Source organism: Staphylococcus sp. 11262D007BW (assembly GCF_053547815.1).
In genome coordinates this window covers 543977-569167 of sequence record NZ_JBPWPJ010000001.1, presented here as the reverse complement: position 1 = coordinate 569167, position 25191 = coordinate 543977, and the positions used below count along the sequence as shown (strand labels likewise).

Annotated in this window: 24 protein-coding genes and 1 riboswitch; of the genes, 8 read left to right on the top strand and 16 right to left on the bottom strand. The window is 35.2% G+C overall.

Going from position 1 to position 25191, the window contains the following annotated elements:
* Positions 1-6: 6 nt before the first annotated feature.
* From ACEE93_RS02805 to ACEE93_RS02775, 7 genes are all read right to left on the bottom strand, one after another.
* Positions 7-546, bottom strand: coding sequence for a helix-turn-helix domain-containing protein (locus ACEE93_RS02805; RefSeq protein WP_449156077.1), 540 nt, complete (start codon positions 544-546; stop codon positions 7-9).
* Between the two features lie 97 nt (positions 547-643).
* Positions 644-916, bottom strand: a complete 273-nt coding sequence (locus ACEE93_RS02800; protein ID WP_449156378.1) for a UPF0223 family protein — start codon at positions 914-916, stop codon at positions 644-646.
* A 155-nt stretch (positions 917-1071) separates the two neighbouring features.
* Positions 1072-2478: a dihydrolipoyl dehydrogenase gene (gene lpdA / locus ACEE93_RS02795; protein ID WP_449156075.1), complete on the bottom strand. Its 1407-nt coding sequence runs from the start codon at positions 2476-2478 to the stop codon at positions 1072-1074.
* Positions 2479-2481: 3 nt separating this feature from the next.
* Positions 2482-3768, bottom strand: coding sequence for a dihydrolipoamide acetyltransferase family protein (locus ACEE93_RS02790; RefSeq protein ID WP_449156074.1), 1287 nt, complete (start codon positions 3766-3768; stop codon positions 2482-2484).
* Positions 3769-3946: 178 nt separating this feature from the next.
* Complete coding sequence (locus ACEE93_RS02785) at positions 3947-4924, bottom strand: alpha-ketoacid dehydrogenase subunit beta (RefSeq protein WP_449156073.1); 978 nt, start codon at positions 4922-4924, stop codon at positions 3947-3949.
* Between the two features lie 3 nt (positions 4925-4927).
* Complete coding sequence (pdhA, locus tag ACEE93_RS02780; RefSeq protein WP_449156072.1) at positions 4928-6040, bottom strand: pyruvate dehydrogenase (acetyl-transferring) E1 component subunit alpha; 1113 nt, start codon at positions 6038-6040, stop codon at positions 4928-4930.
* A gap of 157 nt (positions 6041-6197) precedes the next feature.
* The gene (locus tag ACEE93_RS02775; RefSeq protein WP_449156071.1) at positions 6198-6830 is read right to left on the bottom strand and encodes a YkyA family protein; all 633 of its coding nucleotides are present in this window, start codon (positions 6828-6830) and stop codon (positions 6198-6200) included.
* Between the two features lie 200 nt (positions 6831-7030).
* On the opposite strand from ACEE93_RS02775, the gene def reads away from it, so the two are divergent.
* The 3 genes from def to rnjA all read left to right on the top strand — a co-directional run bounded on the left by def (position 7031) and on the right by rnjA (position 10127).
* The gene (gene def, locus ACEE93_RS02770; RefSeq protein WP_449156070.1) at positions 7031-7582 is read left to right on the top strand and encodes a peptide deformylase; all 552 of its coding nucleotides are present in this window, start codon (positions 7031-7033) and stop codon (positions 7580-7582) included.
* Positions 7583-8229: 647 nt separating this feature from the next.
* Positions 8230-8445, top strand: a complete 216-nt coding sequence (locus tag ACEE93_RS02765; protein ID WP_449156069.1) for a DNA-dependent RNA polymerase subunit epsilon — start codon at positions 8230-8232, stop codon at positions 8443-8445.
* A complete protein-coding gene (gene rnjA, locus ACEE93_RS02760) occupies positions 8445-10127 on the top strand; it encodes a ribonuclease J1 (protein ID WP_449156068.1) in 1683 nt (560 codons plus the stop codon). The genes ACEE93_RS02765 and rnjA overlap by 1 nt, the downstream gene beginning before the upstream one ends.
* A gap of 80 nt (positions 10128-10207) precedes the next feature.
* Here rnjA and ltrA read toward each other — a convergent pair whose 3' ends face one another.
* Positions 10208-11494, bottom strand: coding sequence for a group II intron reverse transcriptase/maturase (gene ltrA, locus ACEE93_RS02755; protein ID WP_449156320.1), 1287 nt, complete (start codon positions 11492-11494; stop codon positions 10208-10210).
* Positions 11495-12054: 560 nt separating this feature from the next.
* Complete coding sequence (locus ACEE93_RS02750) at positions 12055-12714, bottom strand: potassium channel family protein (protein WP_449154821.1); 660 nt, start codon at positions 12712-12714, stop codon at positions 12055-12057.
* A 222-nt stretch (positions 12715-12936) separates the two neighbouring features.
* On the opposite strand from ACEE93_RS02750, the gene ACEE93_RS02745 reads away from it, so the two are divergent.
* Positions 12937-13170 carry a glutaredoxin family protein gene (locus ACEE93_RS02745; protein ID WP_449154820.1) on the top strand — a complete coding sequence of 78 codons (234 nt, stop codon included), beginning with the start codon at positions 12937-12939 and terminating at the stop codon, positions 13168-13170.
* Positions 13171-13255: 85 nt separating this feature from the next.
* Here the strand turns inward: ACEE93_RS02745 and ptsP are convergent, their stop codons facing one another.
* From ptsP to auxA, 5 genes are all read right to left on the bottom strand, one after another.
* Positions 13256-14971 (bottom strand): phosphoenolpyruvate--protein phosphotransferase, encoded by a 1716-nt coding sequence (ptsP, locus tag ACEE93_RS02740; protein WP_449154819.1) that lies wholly within the window; start codon positions 14969-14971, stop codon positions 13256-13258.
* Positions 14971-15237, bottom strand: a complete 267-nt coding sequence (locus ACEE93_RS02735) for a phosphocarrier protein HPr (protein WP_449154818.1) — start codon at positions 15235-15237, stop codon at positions 14971-14973. Before ACEE93_RS02735 ends, ptsP begins: the two co-directional genes overlap by 1 nt.
* A gap of 157 nt (positions 15238-15394) precedes the next feature.
* Positions 15395-15925 (bottom strand): DUF697 domain-containing protein, encoded by a 531-nt coding sequence (locus ACEE93_RS02730; protein ID WP_449156377.1) that lies wholly within the window; start codon positions 15923-15925, stop codon positions 15395-15397.
* 52 nt (positions 15926-15977) lie between these two features.
* The gene (locus ACEE93_RS02725) at positions 15978-17150 is read right to left on the bottom strand and encodes a class I SAM-dependent rRNA methyltransferase (protein ID WP_449154816.1); all 1173 of its coding nucleotides are present in this window, start codon (positions 17148-17150) and stop codon (positions 15978-15980) included.
* A gap of 107 nt (positions 17151-17257) precedes the next feature.
* Positions 17258-18583, bottom strand: coding sequence for a lipoteichoic acid stability factor AuxA (gene auxA / locus ACEE93_RS02720; protein WP_449156376.1), 1326 nt, complete (start codon positions 18581-18583; stop codon positions 17258-17260).
* A gap of 264 nt (positions 18584-18847) precedes the next feature.
* Here auxA and graF point away from each other — a divergent pair, with 264 nt between their 5' ends.
* The 4 genes from graF to ACEE93_RS02700 all read left to right on the top strand — a co-directional run bounded on the left by graF (position 18848) and on the right by ACEE93_RS02700 (position 22270).
* The gene (graF, locus tag ACEE93_RS02715; RefSeq protein WP_449154814.1) at positions 18848-18979 is read left to right on the top strand and encodes a glycopeptide resistance-associated protein GraF; all 132 of its coding nucleotides are present in this window, start codon (positions 18848-18850) and stop codon (positions 18977-18979) included.
* Positions 18980-19205: 226 nt separating this feature from the next.
* Positions 19206-19307: riboswitch (TPP riboswitch) on the top strand.
* A gap of 181 nt (positions 19308-19488) precedes the next feature.
* The gene (locus ACEE93_RS02710; protein WP_449154813.1) at positions 19489-20064 is read left to right on the top strand and encodes an ECF transporter S component; all 576 of its coding nucleotides are present in this window, start codon (positions 19489-19491) and stop codon (positions 20062-20064) included.
* Positions 20065-20076: 12 nt separating this feature from the next.
* Positions 20077-21483 (top strand): ABC transporter ATP-binding protein, encoded by a 1407-nt coding sequence (locus ACEE93_RS02705; RefSeq protein WP_449154812.1) that lies wholly within the window; start codon positions 20077-20079, stop codon positions 21481-21483.
* Entirely contained in the window at positions 21476-22270 is a 795-nt protein-coding gene (locus ACEE93_RS02700; RefSeq protein ID WP_449154811.1) for an energy-coupling factor transporter transmembrane component T family protein, read from the top strand. The genes ACEE93_RS02705 and ACEE93_RS02700 overlap by 8 nt, the downstream gene beginning before the upstream one ends.
* Positions 22271-22425: 155 nt before the next feature.
* Here the strand turns inward: ACEE93_RS02700 and purD are convergent, their stop codons facing one another.
* A complete protein-coding gene (purD, locus tag ACEE93_RS02695; protein ID WP_449154810.1) occupies positions 22426-23682 on the bottom strand; it encodes a phosphoribosylamine--glycine ligase in 1257 nt (418 codons plus the stop codon).
* A gap of 18 nt (positions 23683-23700) precedes the next feature.
* Entirely contained in the window at positions 23701-25179 is a 1479-nt protein-coding gene (purH, locus tag ACEE93_RS02690) for a bifunctional phosphoribosylaminoimidazolecarboxamide formyltransferase/IMP cyclohydrolase (RefSeq protein ID WP_449156375.1), read from the bottom strand.
* Between the last annotated feature and the right edge of the window lie 12 nt (positions 25180-25191).

Genomic DNA, 25191 nt, shown 5'->3' with positions numbered 1-25191 from the left:
CTCCTTCTATAAATAAGATGCTGTGGCCACGATCATAACTTTTGTATCATCATTACTTTGATTCGATAGTTGATGGGCTACTTTAGCTTTAAAATATAATGCGTCTCCTTGCTGGGCGACAAAGGTGTTTGTCCCAAACGTCAAGGTAATTTCCCCTTCTAAACAATAGATAAATGTATCTGACTCAGAAGGCTCAAAATTTTTATAAGTTGATTGTGGGTTTAGGGTGAGAATGAGTGGCTCCATATCATGTTCATTGGATGTTCTAATTGGCCATCTTAAAAAATAGCCCATATCAGTGGCATCATAGGTATGCTGTTCTGTTTTTGGATAGAGCACTTTGGGATTGGTCGATGTTTCAAAAAATGCTTGTGGTGACGTGCCCAATACCTCAAGAATATTTAAAAAGGTTTCCATGCTTGGAGATGTGATATTTCGTTCAATTTGTGAAATATAACCCTTTGATAGATCTGTACGCTCACCTAATTCTTCTTGTGTTAAATTTTTATAATGTCTTAAATCTTTTATTTTTTGTCCTATTTCCATATAGACTCCTAAAAAAGCAATTTGTTTATTTTTACTAAACATTTTGTTTAATGCTTAATTAAAATAACAAATTGCTTTCTAAATGACAAGTCTTTTTTTACTGATTAGACATCTTTTGAATCGATGGATTATCTTTTGCTTTTTTCACAACTGGGTAGCTATCATAACCACTTTTCTTTTTAAATGTATCAAAAATATTTTTCTCATCTGCTTTACCAGGTACAACAGGTTTAAAATTACGATAGGCATTCATTAATGTATCTCTTTCAACTGATTGCTCATAATATGCTTCAATACAATTAAAGAATTGAACGACCTTTAACATTTCATCTTGAGTCCAATCTACATCAATTGGATAATCATATTCCATTTAGTATACTCCTCCCTAATCATGCGTTTAAAAAAGCGGAATGAAGATCGTCTAAATGAACTATTAGACATCAACATTCCGCTTATATTGGAGATTAAGTACGTAACGTCATAACGCACGTACTTAATCTATTATTATCAATCATTAATAAACTATTACATAGTGTGGATTGGTAAACCTAATGCTTTTTCAGCAGCTTCCATGCTCATTTCACCAAGAGTTGGGTGAGCGTGTACTGTTAATGCGATATCTTCAGCATTCATACCTGCTTCAATAGCAAGGCCTAATTCTGAGATAACGTCAGAAGCACTTGTACCAACAACTTGTGCACCGATTACTGTATCGTCTTCTTTAAGTGTGATTAACTTAACGAAACCAGTTGTATCATCTAATGATAATGCACGACCATTAGCTTGGTATGGGAATTTAGAAGCTTTGTATTCGATACCTTCTTCTTTAGCTTGTGCTTCAGTGTAACCCACTTGAGCAAGTTCAGGTTCAGTGAAGCAAACAGCAGGCATACCGATATAGTCAACTTCTGCATTTTGACCATCGATTGCTTCTGCAGCCACTTTAGCTTCGTAGCTAGCTTTGTGTGCAAGTGGTAAACCTGGAACGATGTCACCAATTGCGAAGATGCTTTCTACAGAAGAACGACCTTGTTTATCAACTTCAACTAGGCCACGATCTGTTAATTTAACGCCAGCTTCTTCAAGACCTAATTCATCAGTGTTTGGACGACGACCTACAGTAACTAAAACATAATCTGCTTCGATTGTTTTTTCTTCGCCTTTAACTTCATAAGTTACTTTAACGCCGTTATCAGTTTCTTCAGCTGATTTAGCTAAAGCTTCAGTTTCAATAGTCATACCTTTAGCTTTCATTGATTTTTTAACAGGTGCAACCATTTGTTTTTCGAATCCGCCTAAGATTTCTTTAGCACCTTCAAGTACAGTTACTTCAGTACCGAAGTTAGCATATGCAGTACCTAATTCAGAACCGATATAACCGCCACCAACAACAACTAATTTTTTAGGTACTTCTTTTAAGTTTAAAGCACCAGTTGAGTCTAACACGCGGTCACTAAATTTGAAGTTAGGAATTTCGATTGGGCGTGAACCTGTAGCAATGATTGCATTTTTAAAGTTGTAAGTTTGAGCACTTTTTTCGTCCATAACACGTAAGCTATGACCGTCTACAAAGTAAGCTTCACCTTTAACGATTTCAACTTTATTACCTTTTAATAAAGATTCAACACCGCCAGTTAATTTGTTAACAACTGAACCTTTGAAATCTTGTACTTTATTGAAGTCTAAAGATACGTTTTCAGCTGTAATACCAAGGTCTTCACCGTGTTGCGCTTCTTCAAAACGGTGTGAAGCATGTAATAATGCTTTAGATGGGATACATCCAACATTTAGGCATACACCGCCTAGGTTACCTTTTTCAACAATTGTTACTTTTTGACCTAATTGTGCTGCACGGATTGCTGCAACGTATCCTCCTGGACCTGCACCGATTACAATAGTATCTGTTTCAATTGGAAAATCTCCGACTACCATGTTTTACCCCTCCATTAATAATAGTTCTGGATTATTTAATAAACGTTTGATGTGGTTCATTGCGTTTTGACCAGTTGCACCATCGATTTGTCTGTGGTCAAAGCTTAATGATAATGATAATACTGGTGCTGCAACGATTTCGCCATCTTTAACGATAGGTTTTTGTGCAATACGACCAATACCTAAGATTGCAACTTCTGGGTGGTTGATAACTGGAGTGAACCATTGTCCACCTGCTGAACCGATGTTACTGATTGTACAAGTAGCACCTTTCATTTCGTCAGATGTTAATTTACCGTCACGTGCTTTAACAGCAAGTTCGTTAATTTCATCTGAAATAGCAAACATTGATTTGCGGTCAGCATTTTTAACAACAGGAACTAATAAACCACGTTCAGTATCTGCTGCGATACCAATGTTCCAGTAATGTTTGTGAACGACTTCGCCAGCTTCTTCATTGAATGAAGTATTAAGTGCTGGGTATTTTTTAAGTGCTGAAACTAATGCTTTTACCACGTAAGGTAAGAACGTTAATTTAGTACCTTGTTCAGCAGCAACTTCTTTGAATTTTTTACGGTGATCCCATAATTCTTGCACATCGATTTCGTCCATTAAAGTAACGTGAGGTGCTGTGTGTTTAGAATTAACCATAGCTTTTGCGATTGCTTTACGCATTGCTGGGATTTTTTCTGTTGTTTCTGGGAATTCACCTTCAGTTGAAGCTGCAGTTGTTGTTGAAGCTGCTTCTTCAGTTGCTTCGTTAGATGAAGTACTTTCAGTTGAAGCTTGGCCGCCACCGTTTAAGTAAGCGTCCACATCTTCTTTTGTAATTCTACCATTTTTACCTGTACCATTAACAGCTTTAATGTTCACGTTGTTGTCACGTGCATATTTACGTACAGATGGCATAGCTTTAACGCGTTTATTTTCATCTACATCATCGTCTGATGATTGAGGGGCTTCAGTTGCTTCTTCTTTTGTTTCTTCTTCTTTAGATGCTTCTTCAGATGAATCGTCGTTATCGTGTCCTTTAAATTGCATGTCTTCTGCATCTGGTGCATCGATTTTAACGATTACATCGCCTACTACAGAAACAGTACCTTCGTCAACTAATACTTCTTCTACAGTACCTGTTACTGGAGATGGAATTTCAACGACTGATTTGTCGTTTTGAACTTCACATAGTACATCGTCTTCTTCAATATTATCTCCGGCTTTTACAAACCATTTTACAATTTCACCTTCGTGGATACCTTCACCAATATCTGGTAATCTAAATTCAAATGCCACGTTGTTTCCTCCTATATCAATCAAATTTAGTTATTCATGAAAATGATACGACACTTATAAAGAAAGTGGAGGGTAATACCACACTATTTCGGGTGAATTAACCACTCAAATATTGTATTACCCTAATGACACCTTCTCTACTCGTCATTGTATTAATTCTAGTTTTTTCTAGTAATTATTAAAATTCTAATGTTTCTTTTGCTTGTGCAACAATGTCATTTTTGTTTGGTAACCAAACATTTTCAGCTTGTGTAAATGGGTAAATTGTATCAGGAGCAGCTACGCGTCCGATTGGTGCTTCTAATGAAAGAATTGCACGCTCAGAAAGTTCAGCTACAACATTAGCACCTACACCAGCTTGTTTTTGAGCTTCTTGAACAACTACGACACGACCAGTTTTTTCAGTAGAAGCTACTAATGTGTCGATATCTAATGGTTGAACAGTTCTTAAGTCAATCACTTCAACAGAATAACCGTCTTTTTCTAAGTCTTCTGCAGCTTTTAATGATTCTTGAACCATTGCACCATAAGTGATGATTGTTAAGTCTGTACCTTCACGTTTTACATTGGCTTTACCAATTTCAATTGTGTATTCTTCATCTGGTACTTCTTCACGGAATGAACGATATAATTTCATATGTTCAAGATAAACAACTGGGTCGTTGCTACGGATACTTTCGATAAGTAATCCTTTAGCATCATATGGACCTGAAGGAATAACTACTTTTAAGCCTGGTGATTGAGCCATTAATCCTTCTAAGTTATCAGCGTGAAGTTCTGGTGTGTGAACACCACCACCGAATGGTGAACGGATTGTTACAGGAGCAAATTTTGAATCACCTGAACGGAAACGGTGACGTGCAATTTGTCCAGCTATTGAATCCATTACTTCAAATACGAATCCAAAGAATTGGATTTCCATAATTGGACGGAAACCTTGTGTAGAAAGACCTAGTGCTAAACCACCAATACCTGATTCTGCTAAAGGTGTATCGAATACGCGGTCTTCACCGAATTCTTTTTGTAAACCTTCAGTAACACGGAATACACCACCGTTAACACCAACGTCTTCACCAAATAACAAAGTGTTTTCGTCATTTTTAAGTTCAGTTGCTAGCGCATTGTTAATCGCTTGAACCATTGTCATTTGTGCCATGGCTTATTTCGACTCCTTCTCTTTGTAGATTTCATATTGTTCTTCTAGGTTATAAGGCATATCTTCATACATGATATCCATTAATGAAGTAACAGTTTGTTTTTCAACGCCGTCTGCTTCTTTAATTGCAGCTTTGATTTCTGATTTAGCTTGTTCGATTACTTCATTTTCTTTTTCTTCTGACCATAAACCTTTATTTTCTAAAAACTTTCTGAAACGTACTAATGGGTCTTTTTTCTCCCATTCAGAGTCTTCATCAGAAGTTCTATATTTAGTAGGGTCATCACCAGCCATTGTATGTGGACCATAACGATAAGTCATTGTTTCGATTAATGTTGGTCCTTCGCCTGCAACTGCACGGTCACGTGCTTCTTTAGTTGCTTGGTATACAGCTAAAGCGTCCATACCATCAACTTGAATACCAGGGATACCAACAGCGATAGCTTTTTGAGCTAATGCTTTAGCAGCTGTTTGTTTATCACGTGGTGTTGAAATTGCATAGTTATTGTTTTGGATGACAAAAATTGCTGGCACTTTGTATGCTGAAGCGAAGTTAATACCTTCATAGAAGTCACCTTGTGATGAACCGCCATCACCTGTATAAGTGATTGCTACAGCATTTTTACCACGTTTTTTAAGTCCAAGTGCTACACCAGCAGTTTGAATGTATTGTGCACCGATAATGATTTGTGGGCTTAGTGCGTTAACACCTTCTGGCATTTGGTTACCAACGAAGTGTCCGCGTGAGAATAAGAATGCTTTAGTTAAAGGTAAGCCGTGCCAAATTAATTGTGGTACATCACGGTAACCAGGTAAAATAAAGTCTTCTTGTTCTAAAGCGTATTGAGACGCTAATTGAGATGCTTCTTGACCTGCTGTAGGCGCATAGAAACCAAGACGTCCTTGTCTATTTAAAGAGATTGAACGTTGGTCTAAAATACGAGTCCATACCATTCTCTTCATTAATTCAACTAATTGATCATCAGATAAATCAGGTAATAAATCTTCATTTGTTACATTTCCATCTGCATCTAAGATTTGAACCATTTCAAATTTCGATTCAGTATCTTTCAATACTTGTTCAGCATCGAATTGGGCTTTTAACTTAGCAGCCATTCAATTCACCATACCTTTCCCGTTTATATAAATTTCATCTGTACTTAGTGTAACATAAAACTGTTAAACTGTTAAACATTTATATTAAAGTTCTGTAACACTTGATTTCACGACAGTTTAGAGCCCTGTTATATTATTATACATAAACTGTTATAGTTTATTGATCTAAATATTGCTGAATATCTCGTTGTTCTTTTTGGGCATTTTTCACTGCATCTGTGTAATCTTTTACTTTTCCACTCATATCTTTTTGAGCTTTAGACAATGTTTCTGATTTTTGGTCTACCATTTCTTGCGTCCCTGATTGACCTTGGAAATATTGGAATAAATCTTTCTCTTTATCTAAAACATTTTGATAACCTTCAATGTAGGTTTTATGTTTTTTGTATTTATCGTCCATCGCTTTATTGAATTCATCAAATTCTTTTTTCGTTTCTTCATCTTCAATTTGATTGGACTCTTTTTTCATTTCTTCAAATTTTTGTTTTGATTTTTCCATTGTAGATTGTTCTTTATCTAACTGCTTTTCAATTTTTTGATCATCATCTAATACTTTTTGAACTTCATCTTGAACATCAGGAATATTAGAGCCACTTACTTTTTTCATGAGTGATTCTTTGTCTTTTTCAAGTTTGTTCATTTCCTGACTGACATCTTGAATAGGTGACTCAATTCTTTGCATATCTTCTAGTCCTTGACTATAACTATCAATATGCTCGTTATCATTGTTACAAGCTGCTAAAAGTATTGTCGCTGACAGTGCAAGACCGAGCGTTTTTTTAAATCTCATAGGTTTAATCCTCCTTCAATAATCAATGGTAATATTAAGAAAAACAACAGGATAAATCAACTATTTATAAGTCATGGTTCGTTCAACTTAAGTAAAAAAGATGACACGTTGCCTATTCATCTTTACAATACCACTATACAATACATATGCGCTTTGAATCATGATTTGTTATATTATTTATTAAGGAAGGTGTAAAAACAATGTTAACGATGAAAGATATTATTAGAGATGGACATCCGACGTTACACAAAAAAGCAGAACCTGTTACATTCCCATTATCTGATGAAGAACGTCAAACTTTCGAAGCAATGCAAACTTTCTTGCACAATAGTCAAGACCCAGAGATTGCGGCAAAATATCATTTAAGAAGTGGTGTTGGAATTGCGGCACCTCAAATTAATGTATCGAAACGCGCTTTTGCTATTTATTTACCTGATGATGGTAACGGCAAATCTTATGACCTTGTCCTTATTAACCCTAAAATTGTAAGTTACAGTGTTCAAGAAGCTTATTTACCTACTGGCGAAGGTTGCTTAAGTGTCGACGAAGACATACCTGGGTTAGTTCATCGTCATTATCGCATTAAGATTAAAGGTTTTGATTTAGACGGAAATGAAGTAAGTTTTCGATTAAAAGGCTATCCAGCGATTGTATTTCAACACGAATACGACCATTTAAATGGCGTAATGTTTTATGAACATATCGATCAAAATGATCCGCTAACACCTCGTAAAGGCGCCATCGAGGTTTAACAACATCTTAGGGTACTATCAAATTATTCATTCTATACAAAGAGCAAACGTATGAGTTAAGACGAGGTTGGGACAAAAGCGTTCAGAATTTGAGCATTAGCGCTTTATGTCTCAGTCCCGTCTCACTCCCCTTGCTCAGTTCATTTTATCACTCATACTTACCTCCCCATATTTAGTTTTAATTCGATGCGCTGTTATTTCATTTCATCTTATACCTCATATCCCTTTCCACTTTACACATACCACTTTATTTATTACCTAACATCATGTAAAATATAATTAACTACGTTTAAATATGAAAATGTTGTATGACAAATGAAATACTCTGTTGATACGGAGCGTTTGAATACGTTTTACATTTTCATTTAAGCAAATAGAACTGAAAATGATGAATAAGCACGGTCACATAAAGATTATTTAATGAAGTAATTATGAGGAAACACTTCAACTTTGTGTGGACTGAGCGCTTAAGTATGAAATAAAAACAGATTATCAAACGTTACATTGACATCTAGTTTAATTTGAAACGAATTGAATGAAACACGACACCATGTTATGTCTTTATTCAATTCTATTTTTTATCTAATAAGATGTAACTTGAAATAATAAATTCAAATTGATTGGTAACTATAGGAGGAAAAGTAAAAATGACAATTTTTAAAGTATTTTATCAACATACACGTGATGAAGTGATCGTAAGAGAGAACACTCAAACGATTTATGTTGAAGCAGAAACAGAAGAACAAGTACGTCGTTACTTAAAAGATCGTAACTATAACATTGAATTCATAACTAAATTAGAGGGCGCACATTTAGACTATGAAAAACAATCTGAACATTTTAATGTGGAGCAAGCTCAATAATGAAACAACTTCAAAAAAATGAAGTCGGCATATATTCTCTTGGCGGTTTAGGTGAGATTGGTAAAAATACCTATGCTGTAGAATATAAAGACGAAATTGTAATTATTGATGCAGGTATTAAATTCCCAGATGATAATTTACTTGGTATCGATTACGTTATTCCAGATTATACGTATCTCGTACAGAACCAAGATAAAATCGTGGGACTTTTTATCACTCATGGCCATGAAGACCATATTGGTGGTGTGCCCTATCTGCTTAAAGAAATCAATGTTCCAATTTATGGCGGTCCACTTGCACTCGGTTTAATACGCAATAAATTAGAAGAACACCATCTTCTAAGAACTGCTGAACTTAATGAAGTTACAGAAGATACAGTGATTAAAACAAAACATCTTGAAATTAGTTTCTATTTAACGACACACAGTATCCCTGAAACGTACGGTGTCATTGTAGATACACCTGAAGGAAAGGTCGTTCATACAGGGGACTTTAAGTTTGATTTTACACCTGTTGGCGCACCAGCGAACATTTCTAAAATGGCACAACTTGGAGATGAAGGTGTGTTATGTCTCTTATCAGACTCTACCAACTCATTGGTGCCAGATTTCACTTTAAGTGAACGTGAAGTAGGTCAAAACGTTGACACGATTTTCCGTAATTGTGAAGGCCGTATTATATTTGCGACATTCGCTTCAAATATTTACCGTGTACAACAAGCGGTAGAAGCTGCTATTAAGTACAATCGTAAAATCGTAACATTCGGTCGTTCTATGGAAAATAACATTAAAATTGGTACAGAGCTAGGCTATATTAAAGCACCACCAGAAACATTTGTAGAACCTAATAAAATTAATAGCATTCCAAAACACGAATTATTAATTTTATGTACTGGCTCTCAAGGTGAACCGATGGCGGCCTTATCTCGTATTGCAAATGGTACGCATAAACAAATTAAGATTATTCCAGATGATACAGTAGTATTTAGTTCATCCCCTATTCCAGGAAATACGAAGAGTATCAATCGTACGATTAATGCACTATATCAAGCAGGTGCTGAAGTCATTCATAGTAAGATTTCGAACATTCATACATCTGGTCACGGTTCTCAAGGTGATCAACAACTGATGTTACGTTTAATGCGACCTAAATACTTTTTACCAATCCATGGTGAGTATCGTATGCTTGTTGCGCATGGTCAAACTGGTGTAGATTGTGGCGTAGCAGAAGACAACGTTTTTATTCATGAAATCGGTGATGTGCTTGCATTAACACGAGATTCTGCACGTACAGCTAGTCGCATTCCTTCAGGTAACGTCTTAGTTGACGGTAGTGGCATTGGCGATATCGGTAATGTCGTTATTCGTGACCGTAAGTTATTATCAGAAGAAGGTTTAGTGATTGTAGTTGTGAGTATCGACTTTAAAACAAATCAACTTCTATCTGGTCCAGATATTATCTCTCGTGGTTTCGTTTACATGCGTGAATCTGGTCAATTGATTTACGATGCTCAGAAAAAGATCAAACAAGATGTCATTTATAAGCTTAATCACAACGAATCCATTCAATGGCATCAAATTAAATCTTCTATCATCGAAACATTACAACCTTATTTATACGAAAAAACTGCACGTAAACCAATGATTTTACCAATTATTATGAAGGTTAATGAATCACGTTAATCAAATCGAGTAGGAGAATAACCATTATTTGGTTATTCGTCCTCTCACACCACCGTGCGTACGGTTCCGTACACGGCGGTTCAATATCTTGCGTAAGCCAGCTCTGCGAGGTGGACTAAAGGTATTAGTCCCCACTCGTAGAGTTGTTTTGTTGTAAGCGCACGATGGACTTCTTTTACACTTGAGAGTCGCCAATACTTCTTACGTGATTGTGAAACTCTCATTGCGCTATCATGGTCAAGTCCATATTTACGTAACATTTTGTATTTTGTTTTCGTTTTCTTCCATCTTTTAAGAATCAGTTGTCTAATACGACGGTTTAGCCATGATTGTACTTTTGTTAAAAAGCCTTTAATAAACCCTCTACCAAAATAATTTATCCATCCTCGAGTCACTTGATTGATTTCTGTTATAATCTGTCTGAAGGTACCTGGTCTATTTCGTTTCGTTAGGCGTCTTAAGGAGCGTTTTAAACTTCTTTTTGCTTCCATAGTCGGTCTGAAACGATAAATGCCATTTACTTTGGTCATTAGACAACTCAAGAACTTTAAACGTGTGACTGCACCTACCTTGCTCTTTTCCTTATTTACAATAAGTTTAAGATCCTTTTCGATGAATTTTGTCACACTCTCCATAACACGTTGGCCTGCTCGTTTTGAACGCACAAAGATGACGAAGTCATCAGCGTAGCGAATAAAACGATGTCCACGTTTTTCCAGTTCTTTATCTAATTCATGCAGATAGATGTTACATAATAGCGGCGATATAACGCCACCTTGCGGTGCACCGATTTCTTTATTCTTGTAGTTACCATTGAGGTCAATGGCACCAACTTGTAGACTTCTACGAATGAACTTAGAAATAGTTTTATCCTGGATATGACGCTCAAATAGATACATTAACTTGTCATGATTTAACATATCAAAACATTGTTTTAAGTCGCAGTCGACTGCGACTGAATAACCTTCTTCATAGTATAATGCACATTGCTTCAATGCAGTACCTGTACTACGATTTGGTCTGAAACCATGACTGTGATTTGAAAATGTACGGTCAATTTTAGGTTCAATGACTTGTTTAATGGCTTGTTGGATAACTCTATCTCTTGCGACAGGAATACCCAACACTCGTTTTTTCCCATTTGATTTTGGGATTTCAACTTTCCTTACTGCTTGTGGTTTGTATGTACCATCAAGCAGTTTCTTTCGAATTTGAGGAAAGTACTGCGAGAAGTGCCTATTCAAGTCACTAACACTCATACCATCAATTCCAGGTGCACCTTTGTTCTTTCTCACTTTCTTAATTGCTTTTTCAATGTTGTTTGGTCTTACAACAAGTTCCATCAAAGATGGAGACTCACGATACATTTCTTTCATTTCACCTAAGATTTACTGTACACACTTATATATCCTTTTTTCGTTCCACTACTTATCTTTCTATAAGTTGCCGGTATAAACCGTTTTCTGCACACCGTAAATCTATAACCTCCATTCTTTACTTTGTATTTAATATTGTTCAGTCCTTCGATATGTTTATACCTACTATGACTTCTGCTGATTTCTCATAATTCGTTGTTACTACGATTCTACGAATCGCTTATGAGACCTCCCCGGGTAAGGTGTAACCTCTTTCCACTCATGTCACCACATCATTTACTATATAGAACTCGGGTAGTATAGGACTTTATCTTGTATAGCAGATTCATCCATTCTACATAGCCTTAGTATGATGTTTCTGTTCGTCAGTGCGAGTGTTTGCGTCCGACTTCCTTCAGATTCCACTTCGCAGTGGACACCCTTGTCCTTCGCTAACAGTTCCTACTACCAAGCCTGTAACGGACTTTCACCGTCAAGATGTTACCCATGCCGGGCGCACTACAAAACCCGTTCTATTATCAAAAATAGAACGGGTATCTTTTTATTTAATATTAATGGGCTATTTTCTTTTCGTAACGTGTTAAATCATTATCATGTCCAATCATAATGAGGATATCATCAAATTCAAGCGCCATACCTGGATCAGGTGCAACAATAATTTCTTTTCTGCGTTTTATGGCAATAATATTAATACCATAATTAGCACGAATATCTAAATCTACTAAAGTTTGCCCTGCCATTGCCTCTGTTGCTTTCATTTCCACAATAGAATGTTCATCCGATAATTCCAAGTAATCTAAGACTGTAGCACTGGCAACGTTATGTGCTATACGTCGACCCATGTCTCTTTCTGGATGCACCACTGTGTCGGCACCAATTTTATTTAAAATTTTAGCATGGTAATCATTTTGCGCTTTAGCTGTGACTTTTTTAACCCCTAACTCTTTCAAAATCAAGGTTGTTAAAGTACTTGCTTGGATATTTTCACCAATTGCAACAATTACATGATCAAAGTTACGAATCCCTAAACTTTTCATAACTGCCTCATCCGTTGTATCAGCAACAACGGCATGCGTGGCGATATCACTGTATTCATCGACGCGATCTTCATTACTATCTATAGCCATAACATCCATATCTAATGCATTGAGTTCACGTACAATACTACCACCAAATCGACCTAAGCCAATAACTACATATTCTTTATCCATGATAACCTCCATAGTGAACGGGGTTGAGATATAAAGCATTAATGCTCTGGGAAATTGATTAACGGTGCCTCAACCTCTTCGATATTTTAATGACTAGCCATGACTGATTTTAATTTTAACCTCATTCATTTACAATACGATTTCATAAAGTGCTATTCTTGCTTTATCATGATTCATATATTACACTATAGCAATATAAAAATGGAAAGATGAGGTTTTTTCATGTCGCATATCATTATTTACACACAAGATGATTGCCCACCTTGCACATTTATCAAAAATTATTTATCACATCATCATGTTGATTTTGAAGAACGTCATATTAAACATTCAACATATCGTAATGAAATGATGGAATATGATGCATTTGCAACACCATTTATTTTAATCGATAATGAACCGATGTATCAAGTAGATATGGATAAAATAAACAAGACATTTAATATTCAATCGTAATTACCAAATTATGATGTCATTTAAATAGCCTCTAAATCATTAAAAATCAGGATGCATGTTCAATAACACATGCACCCTGTATTTTTTATGCTGTATGTTGTTTTACTAATTCTACAACTTCTTCTACTGTAGCACATTGTATGGCTTTTTCAGCAAGTTGTGTCATTTCTGTTGAACTTAATCCTTTCAATAAGCGACGTGCTTTAAGTACAGACGTGGCACTCATTGAAAATTCATCCAATCCTAAACCTAATAATAATGGGATTGCCGTTTCGTCTCCAGCCATTTCTCCACACATACCTGTCCATTTTCCTTCTTTATGTGAAGCCTCAATGACTTGTTTAATCAGTCTTAAAATTGAAGGATTGTATGGTTGATATAAGTAAGAAACGCGTTCTGACATACGATCAGCTGCCATTGTATATTGAATTAAATCATTAGTTCCAATACTAAAGAAATCTACTTCTTTCGCAAAGATATCTGCCAACGCTGCAGTAGCTGGAATCTCAACCATGATACCTAACTCGATATCTTCGCTAACGTCGACACCTTCATTTTGAAGTTTGGTCTTTTCTTCCATAAGTAATGCCTTAGCATCTCTAAATTCTTGGACAGTAGCTACCATTGGAAACATGATATTTAACTTTCCGTAAGCTGAAGCACGTAATAACGCGCGTAACTGAGGACGGAAAATATCAGGTTGATCTAAACATAAACGTATTGCGCGATATCCTAAGAATGGATTCATTTCTTCAGGTAAGTTTAAGTATGGTAACGATTTGTCGCCACCAATATCTAATGTACGCACAACAACGCGTTTACCATCCATTGATTCAAGCACTTTTTTGTACGCTTCGAATTGTTCATCTTCTGTTGGCATTGAATCTCTACCCATGTATAAGAACTCTGTACGATATAAGCCGATACCTTCAGCACCATTGTCTTTAACACCTGTTAAATCCTCAGGCGTACCAATATTTGCTGCCAACTCGACCGTCTTACCGTCTTTTGTTTTTGAAGGTTCGTCACGCAATTGTTTTAATGCTTCACGATCTTCAAAGAATGTTTCGCGTTTATGTTGATAAGCACGTACTTCATCCTCAGAAGGGTTGATAATGACATCCCCTGTTAAGCCATCAACGATTAACATATCTCCTTGTTGAACAGCATCAGTAATCTTTTTAGTACCGACAACTGCAGGAATTTCTAATGAACGACTCATAATTGCAGAATGAGAAGTACGTCCCCCAATATTCGTTACAAATCCTTGTACATATTGTTTATTTAACTGCGCAGTATCTGAAGGTGTTAAATCATTTCCTACAATGATAACGCTCTCATCTACAATACTTGGATTTGGTAATTCTACATCTAGTAAGTGTGCAAGGACACGTTTTGAAACATCACGAATATCTGCAGCACGTTCTTTCATATATTCGTTATCCATTGATTCGAAAATCGTAATAAAGTTTTGTGTAATTTCAGTTAAAGCATGCGGTGCGCTAGCTTGATCTTCTGTAATTTTACTCTCAATCGGTTGAATTAATTCTGGATCATCCAAAACTAATAAATGCGCATCAAAAATAGCCGCTTTATCTGGACCAAGTTGTGTCTCAGCATTATTACGTATCTTAGTTAATTCAATTTTAGATTGTTGAATAGCTTCATTAAATTTTTTTACTTCTGCATCAGGATTATCTGTTGTTTCTTTTTCATAACTTAAATCAGGTTCTACAAGTAAGTATGCTTTAGCGATTGCAACGCCATCTGAAGCAGCAATTCCCTTAATAATATCAGACATTATTCTGTAAGTCCCTCGTTATTTAAAACTTCAGTGATGGCTTTGATTGCTTCTTTTTCATCGCTACCGTCAGCATAAATTGTAATTTCAGCGTCTTTACCAACGCCTAAACTCATAACACCCATAATTGATTTTAAGTTAACTTTTTTAGCATTATATTCTAATTGAATATCTGAATCGAATTTTGAAGCTGTTTGTACTAACATTGTTGCTGGGCGAGCGTGAATCCCTGTCTCGTCGATAATTACATATGATTGTTGTTCCATTTTGTATCTTACTCCTTTTAATAAATCAAATTATTAGCTAAAAATTATTCCTAATCCTGCTACATAGGTTAACCTTACCAAAATCCACCCTCAAATTCAATTGCGAACAGTCTCCATGATAAGGTTTCAGCCATTTTAGGACAATTTATTGAACATTTTAAATCAATGATTTGACAACGTTTTCACATTTTTCAATGTGATCTTTTCCAAGTTTAATCATGAAATAATAACTAATAGATGCAGAAACAGCTTGACCTATCATAGGTACCCAACGTGTTTGTTTAGCTGCTGTACGTTTCGCTAAATCACATATAAATAGTTTGACAATACCATTCGTTACTTTGCGTCCAATAAATTGACTTCCTTGGATGCCCGCTGCAGTAAGGACTCTATTTTTCACATCGTCTGTCAATTTATTCACTTGTTTATGGTTCAATCCATATATTTTATTAATATCATCAATGATATCTCTCATTAATTTAACATCCACACCAAAATCAAAACCAGGAATTGGTACGAGTGTGGCGCCAGAAGATAATAGTGCCTTCTTTTTAATTAACGTTTCAGCATATTGTCTTCTTTTTTGAATTTCAGCAGTATTAGTAGGTAATGCATCTTTCTTAGTGATTTTATCAATATTCAATACTTTATTACCTACTGATTCAGCAATTTTATTTGAAATTTTCATTTATTAAACCACCTTTTTAAAACTTTTAACACATATACCCGATTATGACTTTTTAATGTTTCACTGAAATAAAAATTACTTTTAAGTATTTTGAAGGTTTAAAGTGCGGGTGTGTTTTAAAGTCTTTCGGTAACCCCATCACTTCATCAATGGTGTACGTTACCTCTTGCTGTTCCAACGTTTTTTTCACCATATTTTTAAACGCTTTAGAACTGTACATACTGTGATTAGTACTTAAAATCAAACTACCTTCAGAGGCAAGAATTTGCAATGCGCCTTCAATTAATTGATCATAATCTTTCATAACAGAGAATGTTTTCTTCTTATTACGTGCAAAACTAGGTGGATCAATAACAATCGTGTCATATTGTAACTGGTGTCGATATGCATACTTGAAAAAGGAAAATGTATCCATTACAAAAATGGATTGTGTGCTTGGATCAATGGCATTAATACCGAAGTTTTCCTCAGTCAACGGTCTAGAACGATTCGCTAAATCAACACTTGTGGTCTCCACCGCTTCTTTAGCAGCAATAACCGAAAAAGCACCAGTATAACTAAATAAGTTTAAAACACGGCGTCCTTCTGCATAATAATCTCTTAATTTTTTACGTACTTCCTTTTGATCAAGGAAAATACCAGTCATCGGTCCATCGTCTAAATGCACGTTATAAAAAGTATGATTTTCTTCAATCACAATAGGAAACTCAGGTGCTTCTCCTAATACATAACCTCCTTTAATACGCTCGTGTTTAAATCGCGTTTTTTCATAAATAGATTGATAAGGAAATACACTTTGAACCGCTTCTAAAATATCGTTTCTAAACTGATAAATCCCTTCAGAATACCACTGAATAAGTAAATGTTCATTATAGTTATCAATCGTTAAGCCACCAATACCATCGCCTTCACCATTAAATAAACGGAACGCATTAGTCCCTTCGACTTGGTAGTAATATTGGCGTTCTTCAAGTGCACTCTCAAATAAACGTTCAAAAAACATCGTATCAATATCTTCATTTGTATCATACGTTAACACCCATCCGAGCCCTTTATGTTGTTGACCAACATAACACTTCGCAATATTCACGTTTGTCGCAGTTTGTAAAATAAATACATCGCCTTCATTGAGTGTGTCATACTGAAATAAATCCTCTTCTTCTACTAAAGGATATTGATTAAAATATTTGTCTTCTTTGCCTTTATTTAATATTGCTGTTTTCATTTGAATCAGCCTTTCTTCTATCTTTTATCCTCTTCTTGATTTTAATTTTAACATGTAAAAAACCTGAAGATAGGATGAATCTTCAGGTTTTATATAATATACCGAAATTATTGTTCTTTTTGTTCTGGTGCAGGTTGTTTGAGTTGAATTATAAACGCAATAATAGCTGGTATTAACATTAAAATAAGGATTGGTGTAATAAAAATAGATAATAGTAATCCGTTAAATAAAATCACGATGTATTCTGTTAGTAATTTGAAAAAGAGAATACTAATCATAAACAGTTGTAAATAATACCATTTTCCTTTAAGCATATACACCACTGACGTCACAATATACAGAATTGCTATGATAAGTAATAAAAATAAACTTACCCATTCATATACATATTGTGTTTGAGACAGTTGCCAATCACCAGACATAAATAAGTTATTGCGATTATTAAATTCTAATAAAATGAAGAATAAAATAATAATACCACATGCAAGTATAACGTAATTTTTCTTTAACCACTTAGGTCGATGTAAAAACGAAGGAATATCTTCTTCTTCTAAGTGAGCCCATCCGAACCATTTTTCTTTAATTTGGTCTTTTTTATTTCTTAATTTTTCAATATCTACGCTTCTACGTGTTTTTCTAGTAAAGCCCTGTGTAAGTTCCGTAGTTCTTTCTTGTAAATCCTTGATGTGATATTTTTTATGGTCAGAGAATTGATATTTTTTACTTCTTGAATATTCGTTTGCTTCCCCTGTCATCTCTTCTTGAGTCATCGGCAAGGCACGACGTAAAAATAAGAAATTCCAAATAGCCATTTGGCCTAAAAGCCATAAAATAATGAAAAACGTGTTAATACTTAACACATCAATCGCTGCGATTTCTTTAGCTTCAATACGTCCATATAAAGATAATTGCGTTAAAATATAACTTATGCCATAACTCATGATGATCCATAAATAATGTTGCTTTCTGTGATTTGGATTTAATTCATCTTTATAAGCAATGTATTCAATATGTATAAGGAATGGAATAATAAAGATAAATGCAACCCAACTATACACTTGAGACATAAAAATTAATGTTAACACAAAATAAATAATACCAACTAAAAGAAATAAGATTGAAATGTCGTAATCAAAACGTGTTGTATTCGTTAATGTTCGGCCAATGACAATCATAAGAATCCCAAATAACAAAATAATGATGCCACTCACTAATGGAATGTCACCAATATATTGGCTCATCACTCTAATAATTTCGTGAAAAAATGCCATGGTAAAATCCCAGGCATTATCAATATCAGGAATACTTCGTTTGCCATCGTTAAGCTGGTTAATGAGTGGTATATTAATAAAAATGATAATACTCAATAATATTGATAGTGCACCTATAATATAACTATATATCACTTCGGTGTATTTATTGAAAAATGACATGCACTCACCTCACAACTATTATAAACAATCCTAACAAATATGTCTGTACCTTTTTTTAATATCGGTCTAGAGTACGATTAAGTTACTCGACGTACTCAATATAAATGTTTAGATTTCTCATTTATCCTTTTATTAAATCTTTAAACGTCTATTTTGAACCTTTTGTGACACAACTTAGTTATTTAGAATAAAAGTGGTACATGTTTAGTCTTTAAATCTTTCGGGCATACTTAAAGTACAATAACCATAAAGGAGTGACGCACAATGGCTGAAAAAGATTTAAAACAAGCTGCTGAATCAGCTAAAGAAAAAGAACAAGAATTAAAAGATAAAAAAGAAGATGTTAAAGACGGTATCAACGAAACTAAAGATAACGTTCAAGATACGCTTGATTAATCAACTCATTTAAAGTTAATTAACGTTCATTATTAAATGATATGTATTTTAATTTCAACATCACTTTTGCCTTTTTAAAACGAAGGTTAAAAGTGATGTTTTTATATGTTCATTTTTAATGATATGGTCGTTTGAGACACATTTACGAAAGTGATGTCCTACCTATAAGCTCGGCGCCTCACCTTGACTTTTATACTGATAAGTTGTACATTATCTATAACAATTAAATTCGCACTAGGGGTGTGAAAGCTGAGATGAGGTATGATACCTCAAACCCTTCGAACCTGATCTAGATGATACTAGCGTAGGAAAGTGTAATCGTTTATGACTATAAACATATGCACTACGGTTACGTTTTTGTAACCGTTTTTTAAATGAGTGCATTTTATCTTTCACTACGCACATCTCTAGTTTGAGACATGTGCGTTTTTTTATTATTACCTTAAGGCTAGGACAAAGGTGAAAATTGAGGAACGGTATCCTAACCTTAAAGTGAAAGGAGCTTTATAATGAAAAAAGGATTAACATTATCCGATATATTAGTGACAGTACTGATTTCTGTCATATTTGCAGTCATTTACAATTTATGGTGGATTGTAAATAATACTGTACAACCCCTTGGTTTACATATCGATCAATTGATGTATGGTATGTGGTTTAGTGCCGCAGTTGTGGCTTACTTAATCATTCCTAAAATGGGCATTGCTTTAATTGCTGAATTTGCTGCCGGTGCGGGCGAAACTATTATGATGGGCCGCTTTGATATTCCAACAATTATTTATGCTTTATTACAAGGTTTAGCATGCGAAATCATCTTTGCGATTTTCCGTTATAAATCTCGTACATTAATGGTAGCGATCTTAGCAGGAATGGCTGCAGCAATCATTAGTTTACCAATTGATTGGTATTATGGTTATTTAAACGAAGTAGCGACTTGGAACTTAATTTTACTCATTATGTTCCGTATTATTAGTGGCGCTGTTTTAGCAGGGATATTTCCATATTATCTTGTTAAGGCATTGGATCAAACCGGCGTCACGAAGTTGTTCCGACCTGCTTCAAAAGATGATTATGACAGTTTATAAGGAGCATTTGCTGTGTTAAATGTTAAAAATTTACGCTTGAAATATCCAAGTGCAGATTACAAAATTTTCGATGGACTCGACATCGAAATTAAAGATAAAGAAAAAGTGCTTTTACTCGGACCTTCTGGCTCGGGTAAAAGTACTTTACTCAATGTTTTAAGCGGGATTGTACCTGATCTTATTGATTTACCTATGAAATATGACGAACTGCACATTGCTCACAATGCTGGTGTCATTTTTCAGGATCCCGACTCACAGTTTTGTATGCCACAAGTGAATGAAGAGTTAGCATTTATTCTTGAAAATCGTCAAATCCCTCAAAGTGATATGGATGCGATGATACATAAAGCGCTTGATACAGTACAACTAAATGTAAATCCAAAACAAAATATTAATCAACTCAGTGGCGGTATGAAACAAAAGTTAGCGATTGCTGGTACACTATTACAAAATACAGATACATTATTTTTAGATGAACCTACAGCGATGCTTGATGTTGAAGCGACTGAAAATCTTTGGGCATTGCTTAAAGATTTATGGAAAGATCAAACCGTGCTCATCGTTGAGCATAAAGTGGAACATATTTGGCAGTTTGTTGATCGCGTCATCTTAATGAACCATAAAGGGGAAATTGTTCAACAAGGTGAACCTGATTTTATCTTAAAACATTTTGAAGCGTTATTGAGCGAATATGGTGTGTGGCATCCAAATGCTTGGGATCAAGCACCACATGCACTCAGCGAACGGCCTACTACTTCAAAGTCATTTCATTTTAAGTTCCAGAATGGCGTTATACATCGGGGGAAAAATAAGCTTTATCAAGTGCCAGAATTAGTCATAGAACCTGGAGAATGGATTACTTTAACAGGTCAAAATGGTTCTGGTAAAACAACTTTATTTGAATCAATGATGCAACTCATTAAATATAAAGGCAACATGTATTATAACAATGACAAAATAAAACATCTCAAAGATGCAGCGCAACGGATGTTTTTGGTATATCAAAATCCAGAACTTCAGTTCATTCAGAACTCTGTATTTGATGAGATCTTTATTAATTATAGTAATACTGATAAATCCATAGCAAAAGAACGCACAAATGACATGCTAAAGTGGCTTGATTTAGAACATGTCCAACAGCAACACCCTTTCGAACTCTCAATGGGCCAAAAAAGACGTTTAAGTGTAGCTACTGCATTAAGTACTAATGCGGACATTATTTTACTTGATGAACCTACATTTGGTTTAGATAGTCATAATACGTTTAAACTCATTGAACTTTTTAAGGAACGAGTTCAACAAGGGCAAACCATTTTTATGATTTCACATGACCCTCATATAATTGAGCGGTATCCGACCCGTCGCCTAGAAATTATTGACGGTCAATTGTATGAACGTGAGGTGACGCAACGTGGTTGAAGCATGGAAACTGAAATATACATTTATGGATGACGTTAATATCATTACAAAGCTATTTCTTGGTATTGGACTATTCTTCTTTATTATATGGATTCATCAATTTGATTTTATGATTTATCTAGCTGCAATTATGCTCGTTTTTTTACTACTTGTAAGTGGTACAAAATGGAAAGTATTGCTTGTATTTTTAAGCTTTGCAATCTTCTTCGCCTTAACCTCTTCTTTATTTATGATATTTTATGGGGATGGCACGCACGTTTTATTTGAATTTGGTTTCATCAAAATAAGTAGCGAAAGCTTAGTAAGAGGATTGCACTTATCCTTGAGAACAATGATTATCAGCTTTTTTGGTTTATCCATTGCATTCACTTCTCAAGTCATTATGATATTTTACAGTTTGATGCAGCATTTGAAAGTTAAACCCAAAATTGCTTATGCATTTATGGCTGCTTTTCGAATGATTCCGTTAATGATTGAATCGGTTTTCCAACTAAGAAATGCACTTAAAATGCGTTATCAAATTATTGATCATCAACATTATTCGTGGTTTAAACGCTTAAAACACTTACTTATTCCATTGTTAAGTCAAAATATTAGAAAAGCACATCGCTTATCTGTCGCAATGGAGAAAAAGGGATTTCAAGATGGGCCTAGAACTTATTACTATCATGTGCCCTTCTCTTTTAAAGATATCATTTTAATTATACTAGTCGTACTTTTTGTAGTATGTGCGTTTTTATTAGCGAATTATCTTCCAATCACGAACATTATGGATGTTAGATCATAAACTACATGCGTTTTCATGATCTCGATGATGTGAAAAGGCATGATGATTTTTCTTACTTATTCCCGTTTATTTCATCTGTATCGAAAAATCAATACTTAAAAAGGTGAGACCCCGAAATATGAGGTCTCACCTTTTTTAACATTAAATATGAACAGTTATTTTTCGTCTTTCGCTTTGATTGCTTTATCAGCAATGTCTTGTCGATAAAACAAGTTATTACTTTCAATTGCTTCCACTCGTTTATAAGCTTCTTGTTGTGCTGTTTCAATGTCATTACCTTGACCTAGGGCTAAAATAACGCGTCCGCCTGAATTAACATACTGATTGCCATCATGTTTCAATCCACTCACGAAATAATGATCTGCATCATTTTCAAAACCAGTCACAGGATGACCTTTTTCATATGAGCCAGGATAGCCTTTAGAAGCTAACATCACACCAACAACAGCTTCATCTTTCCACTTCATGTCGATAGGTGCTTTTTGATCTAATTGAACGAGATGTTCCATTAAATCGCTGTCCATGCGTTTTAATAACACTTGTGCTTCCGGATCACCGAATCTCGCATTAAATTCAATGACTTTAGGACCTTCTTTTGTTAAGATAGCCCCAATATATAAAAGCCCCATAAAATCATAACCTTCTTGATGCATTGCTTTAGCAATAGGTTGAGCGATGCGTGCATTAGTCATTTCTAATACATCTTCACCAATATGTGGTACTGGACAATATGCGCCCATACCTCCTGTATTTGGCCCTTCATCGTTATCAAAAGCACGTTTATGATCTTGTGCGATCGTATCAAACGGCACGGCGTAATCTTCGTTCACAAAGGTCATAAGTGAGAATTCCTCACCCTCAAGAAATTGTTCAAACACAACTTTATCGTCTTCATTTTCAAATAAAGTGTTAACGGCCTTTTCTGCCTCTTCACGTGTTTCAGCAATAATGACCCCTTTACCTGCCGCAAGACCATCTTTCTTTAGTACAATTGGTAATTCGCACGTTTTAATATACTCAAGTGCTTCGCTTTTTTGATTGATTTCTTGATATTCTGCAGTTGGAATATCATATTTAGCCATCAAACGTTTAGCAAACGATTTAGAACCTTCAATTTGTGCCGCTTCTTTATTTGGACCAAACACTTTAATATTTGAGTCTCTTAGTAAATTAGCTAAGCCTTCTGTAAGTGGTTGCTCTGGTCCGATGATCACCCATTCTACGTTATGCTCTAAAGCAAATTTTAAAATATCCTCATGACTCGTTTCAGCAATTTCACTATGCACTTCTGCTACATGAGCCATTGCATCATTTCCGGGAATCGCATAAACTTGAGTGACTAATTGAGATTCATTTAATTTATAAGCAAGCGCGTGTTCACGCCCGCCACCACCGATGACAAGAACATGCATAATTTATTCCTCCTGTAATTAATGTTTAAAATGACGCATACCAGTTGTAACCATCGCAATTCCGTGACGGTTGGCCATATCAATAGAATCTTGGTCTTTAATAGAGCCACCTGGTTGAATAATCGCTTTAATACCTGCTTTAGCCGCTGTTTCAACTGTATCATCCATTGGGAAAAAGCCATCAGACGCTAAAATAACGCCATCGTTCATTTCAATCGCACGCTCAATCGCAATTTCTGCTGAGCCTACACGGTTCATTTGACCTGCTCCAACACCAACTGTTTGATGATCATTTGCAAGCACAATTGCATTACTTTTAACGGCTTTAACCACTTGCCAACCAAGTAATAATGCTTGCCATTGTTCTTCTGTTGGTTCGACTTCTGTGACGACTTTCATTTCATCTCTTGTTACGTCAAAATGGTCTTTATCTTGGACAAGATAACCACCTGAAACGGAAACAAATTCTTGTTCATTTTTAGATTCAGTCATATCAATTTCAAGTAATCGAATGTTTTTCTTTTGTTGTAATATCTCAAGCGCCTCTTTTTCAAATTCAGGTGCGATGACTACTTCTAAAAAGATACTATGCAATGATTCAGCTAACTCACTTGTTACTGGACGATTTAAAGCTACAATACCACCAAAAATCGATTGACTATCCGCTTCATAAGCATTTTGATAAGCTTCTTCGATTGTGTCACCGATACCTACACCACATGGATTCATATGTTTTACAGCAACTGCAGCTGGCTGATCAAATTTCTTCACTAAAGTTAACGTTGCATCAGCATCTTTAATGTTATTAAAACTTAACTGTTTCCCATGTAGTTGTTTAGCGCCTGCTAGAGTATTTGATGCATTAGAAGTACGAATGAATTCAGCAGATTGTTGCGGATTTTCACCATATCGTAATGTCTCTCTATTTTGTTCAAAGAATTGTGCAATCGCTTGATCATATTCGAAAGTATGTTTAAACACTTTCACCATTAATGATTTACGGAAAGCTTCGTCTAACTCATCCTTTTGAATACGCTCAATAACTTCATCATAATCGGATGGACTCACAATTGTTGTAACGTGTTTAAAGTTTTTAGCTGCTGCACGTAACATTGTTGGACCACCGATATCAATATTTTCAATAGCATCCATTTCTGTTACATCTGGATTAGCAATCGTTTCTTTAAATGGATATAAGTTAACAACTACCATATCAATTAAATCAATATTTTGTGCTTTCAATTGTTCTAGATGTTCCGGCTTATCACGATCTGCTAAAATACCACAATGTACGGCTGGATGTAATGTTTTAACACGACCATCCATAATTTCTTCAAATTGAGTTAACTCTGAAACTGAAGACACATTAATGCCTGCTTCTTTAATTTGACGGAAAGTCCCTCCTGTAGAATAAAGGGCGTAACCTTCCTCTACAAGTGCTTTAGCAAAGTCGACAATACCTGTTTTATCAGAAACGCTTAAAATTGCTTTTTTCATTATATTAACTCC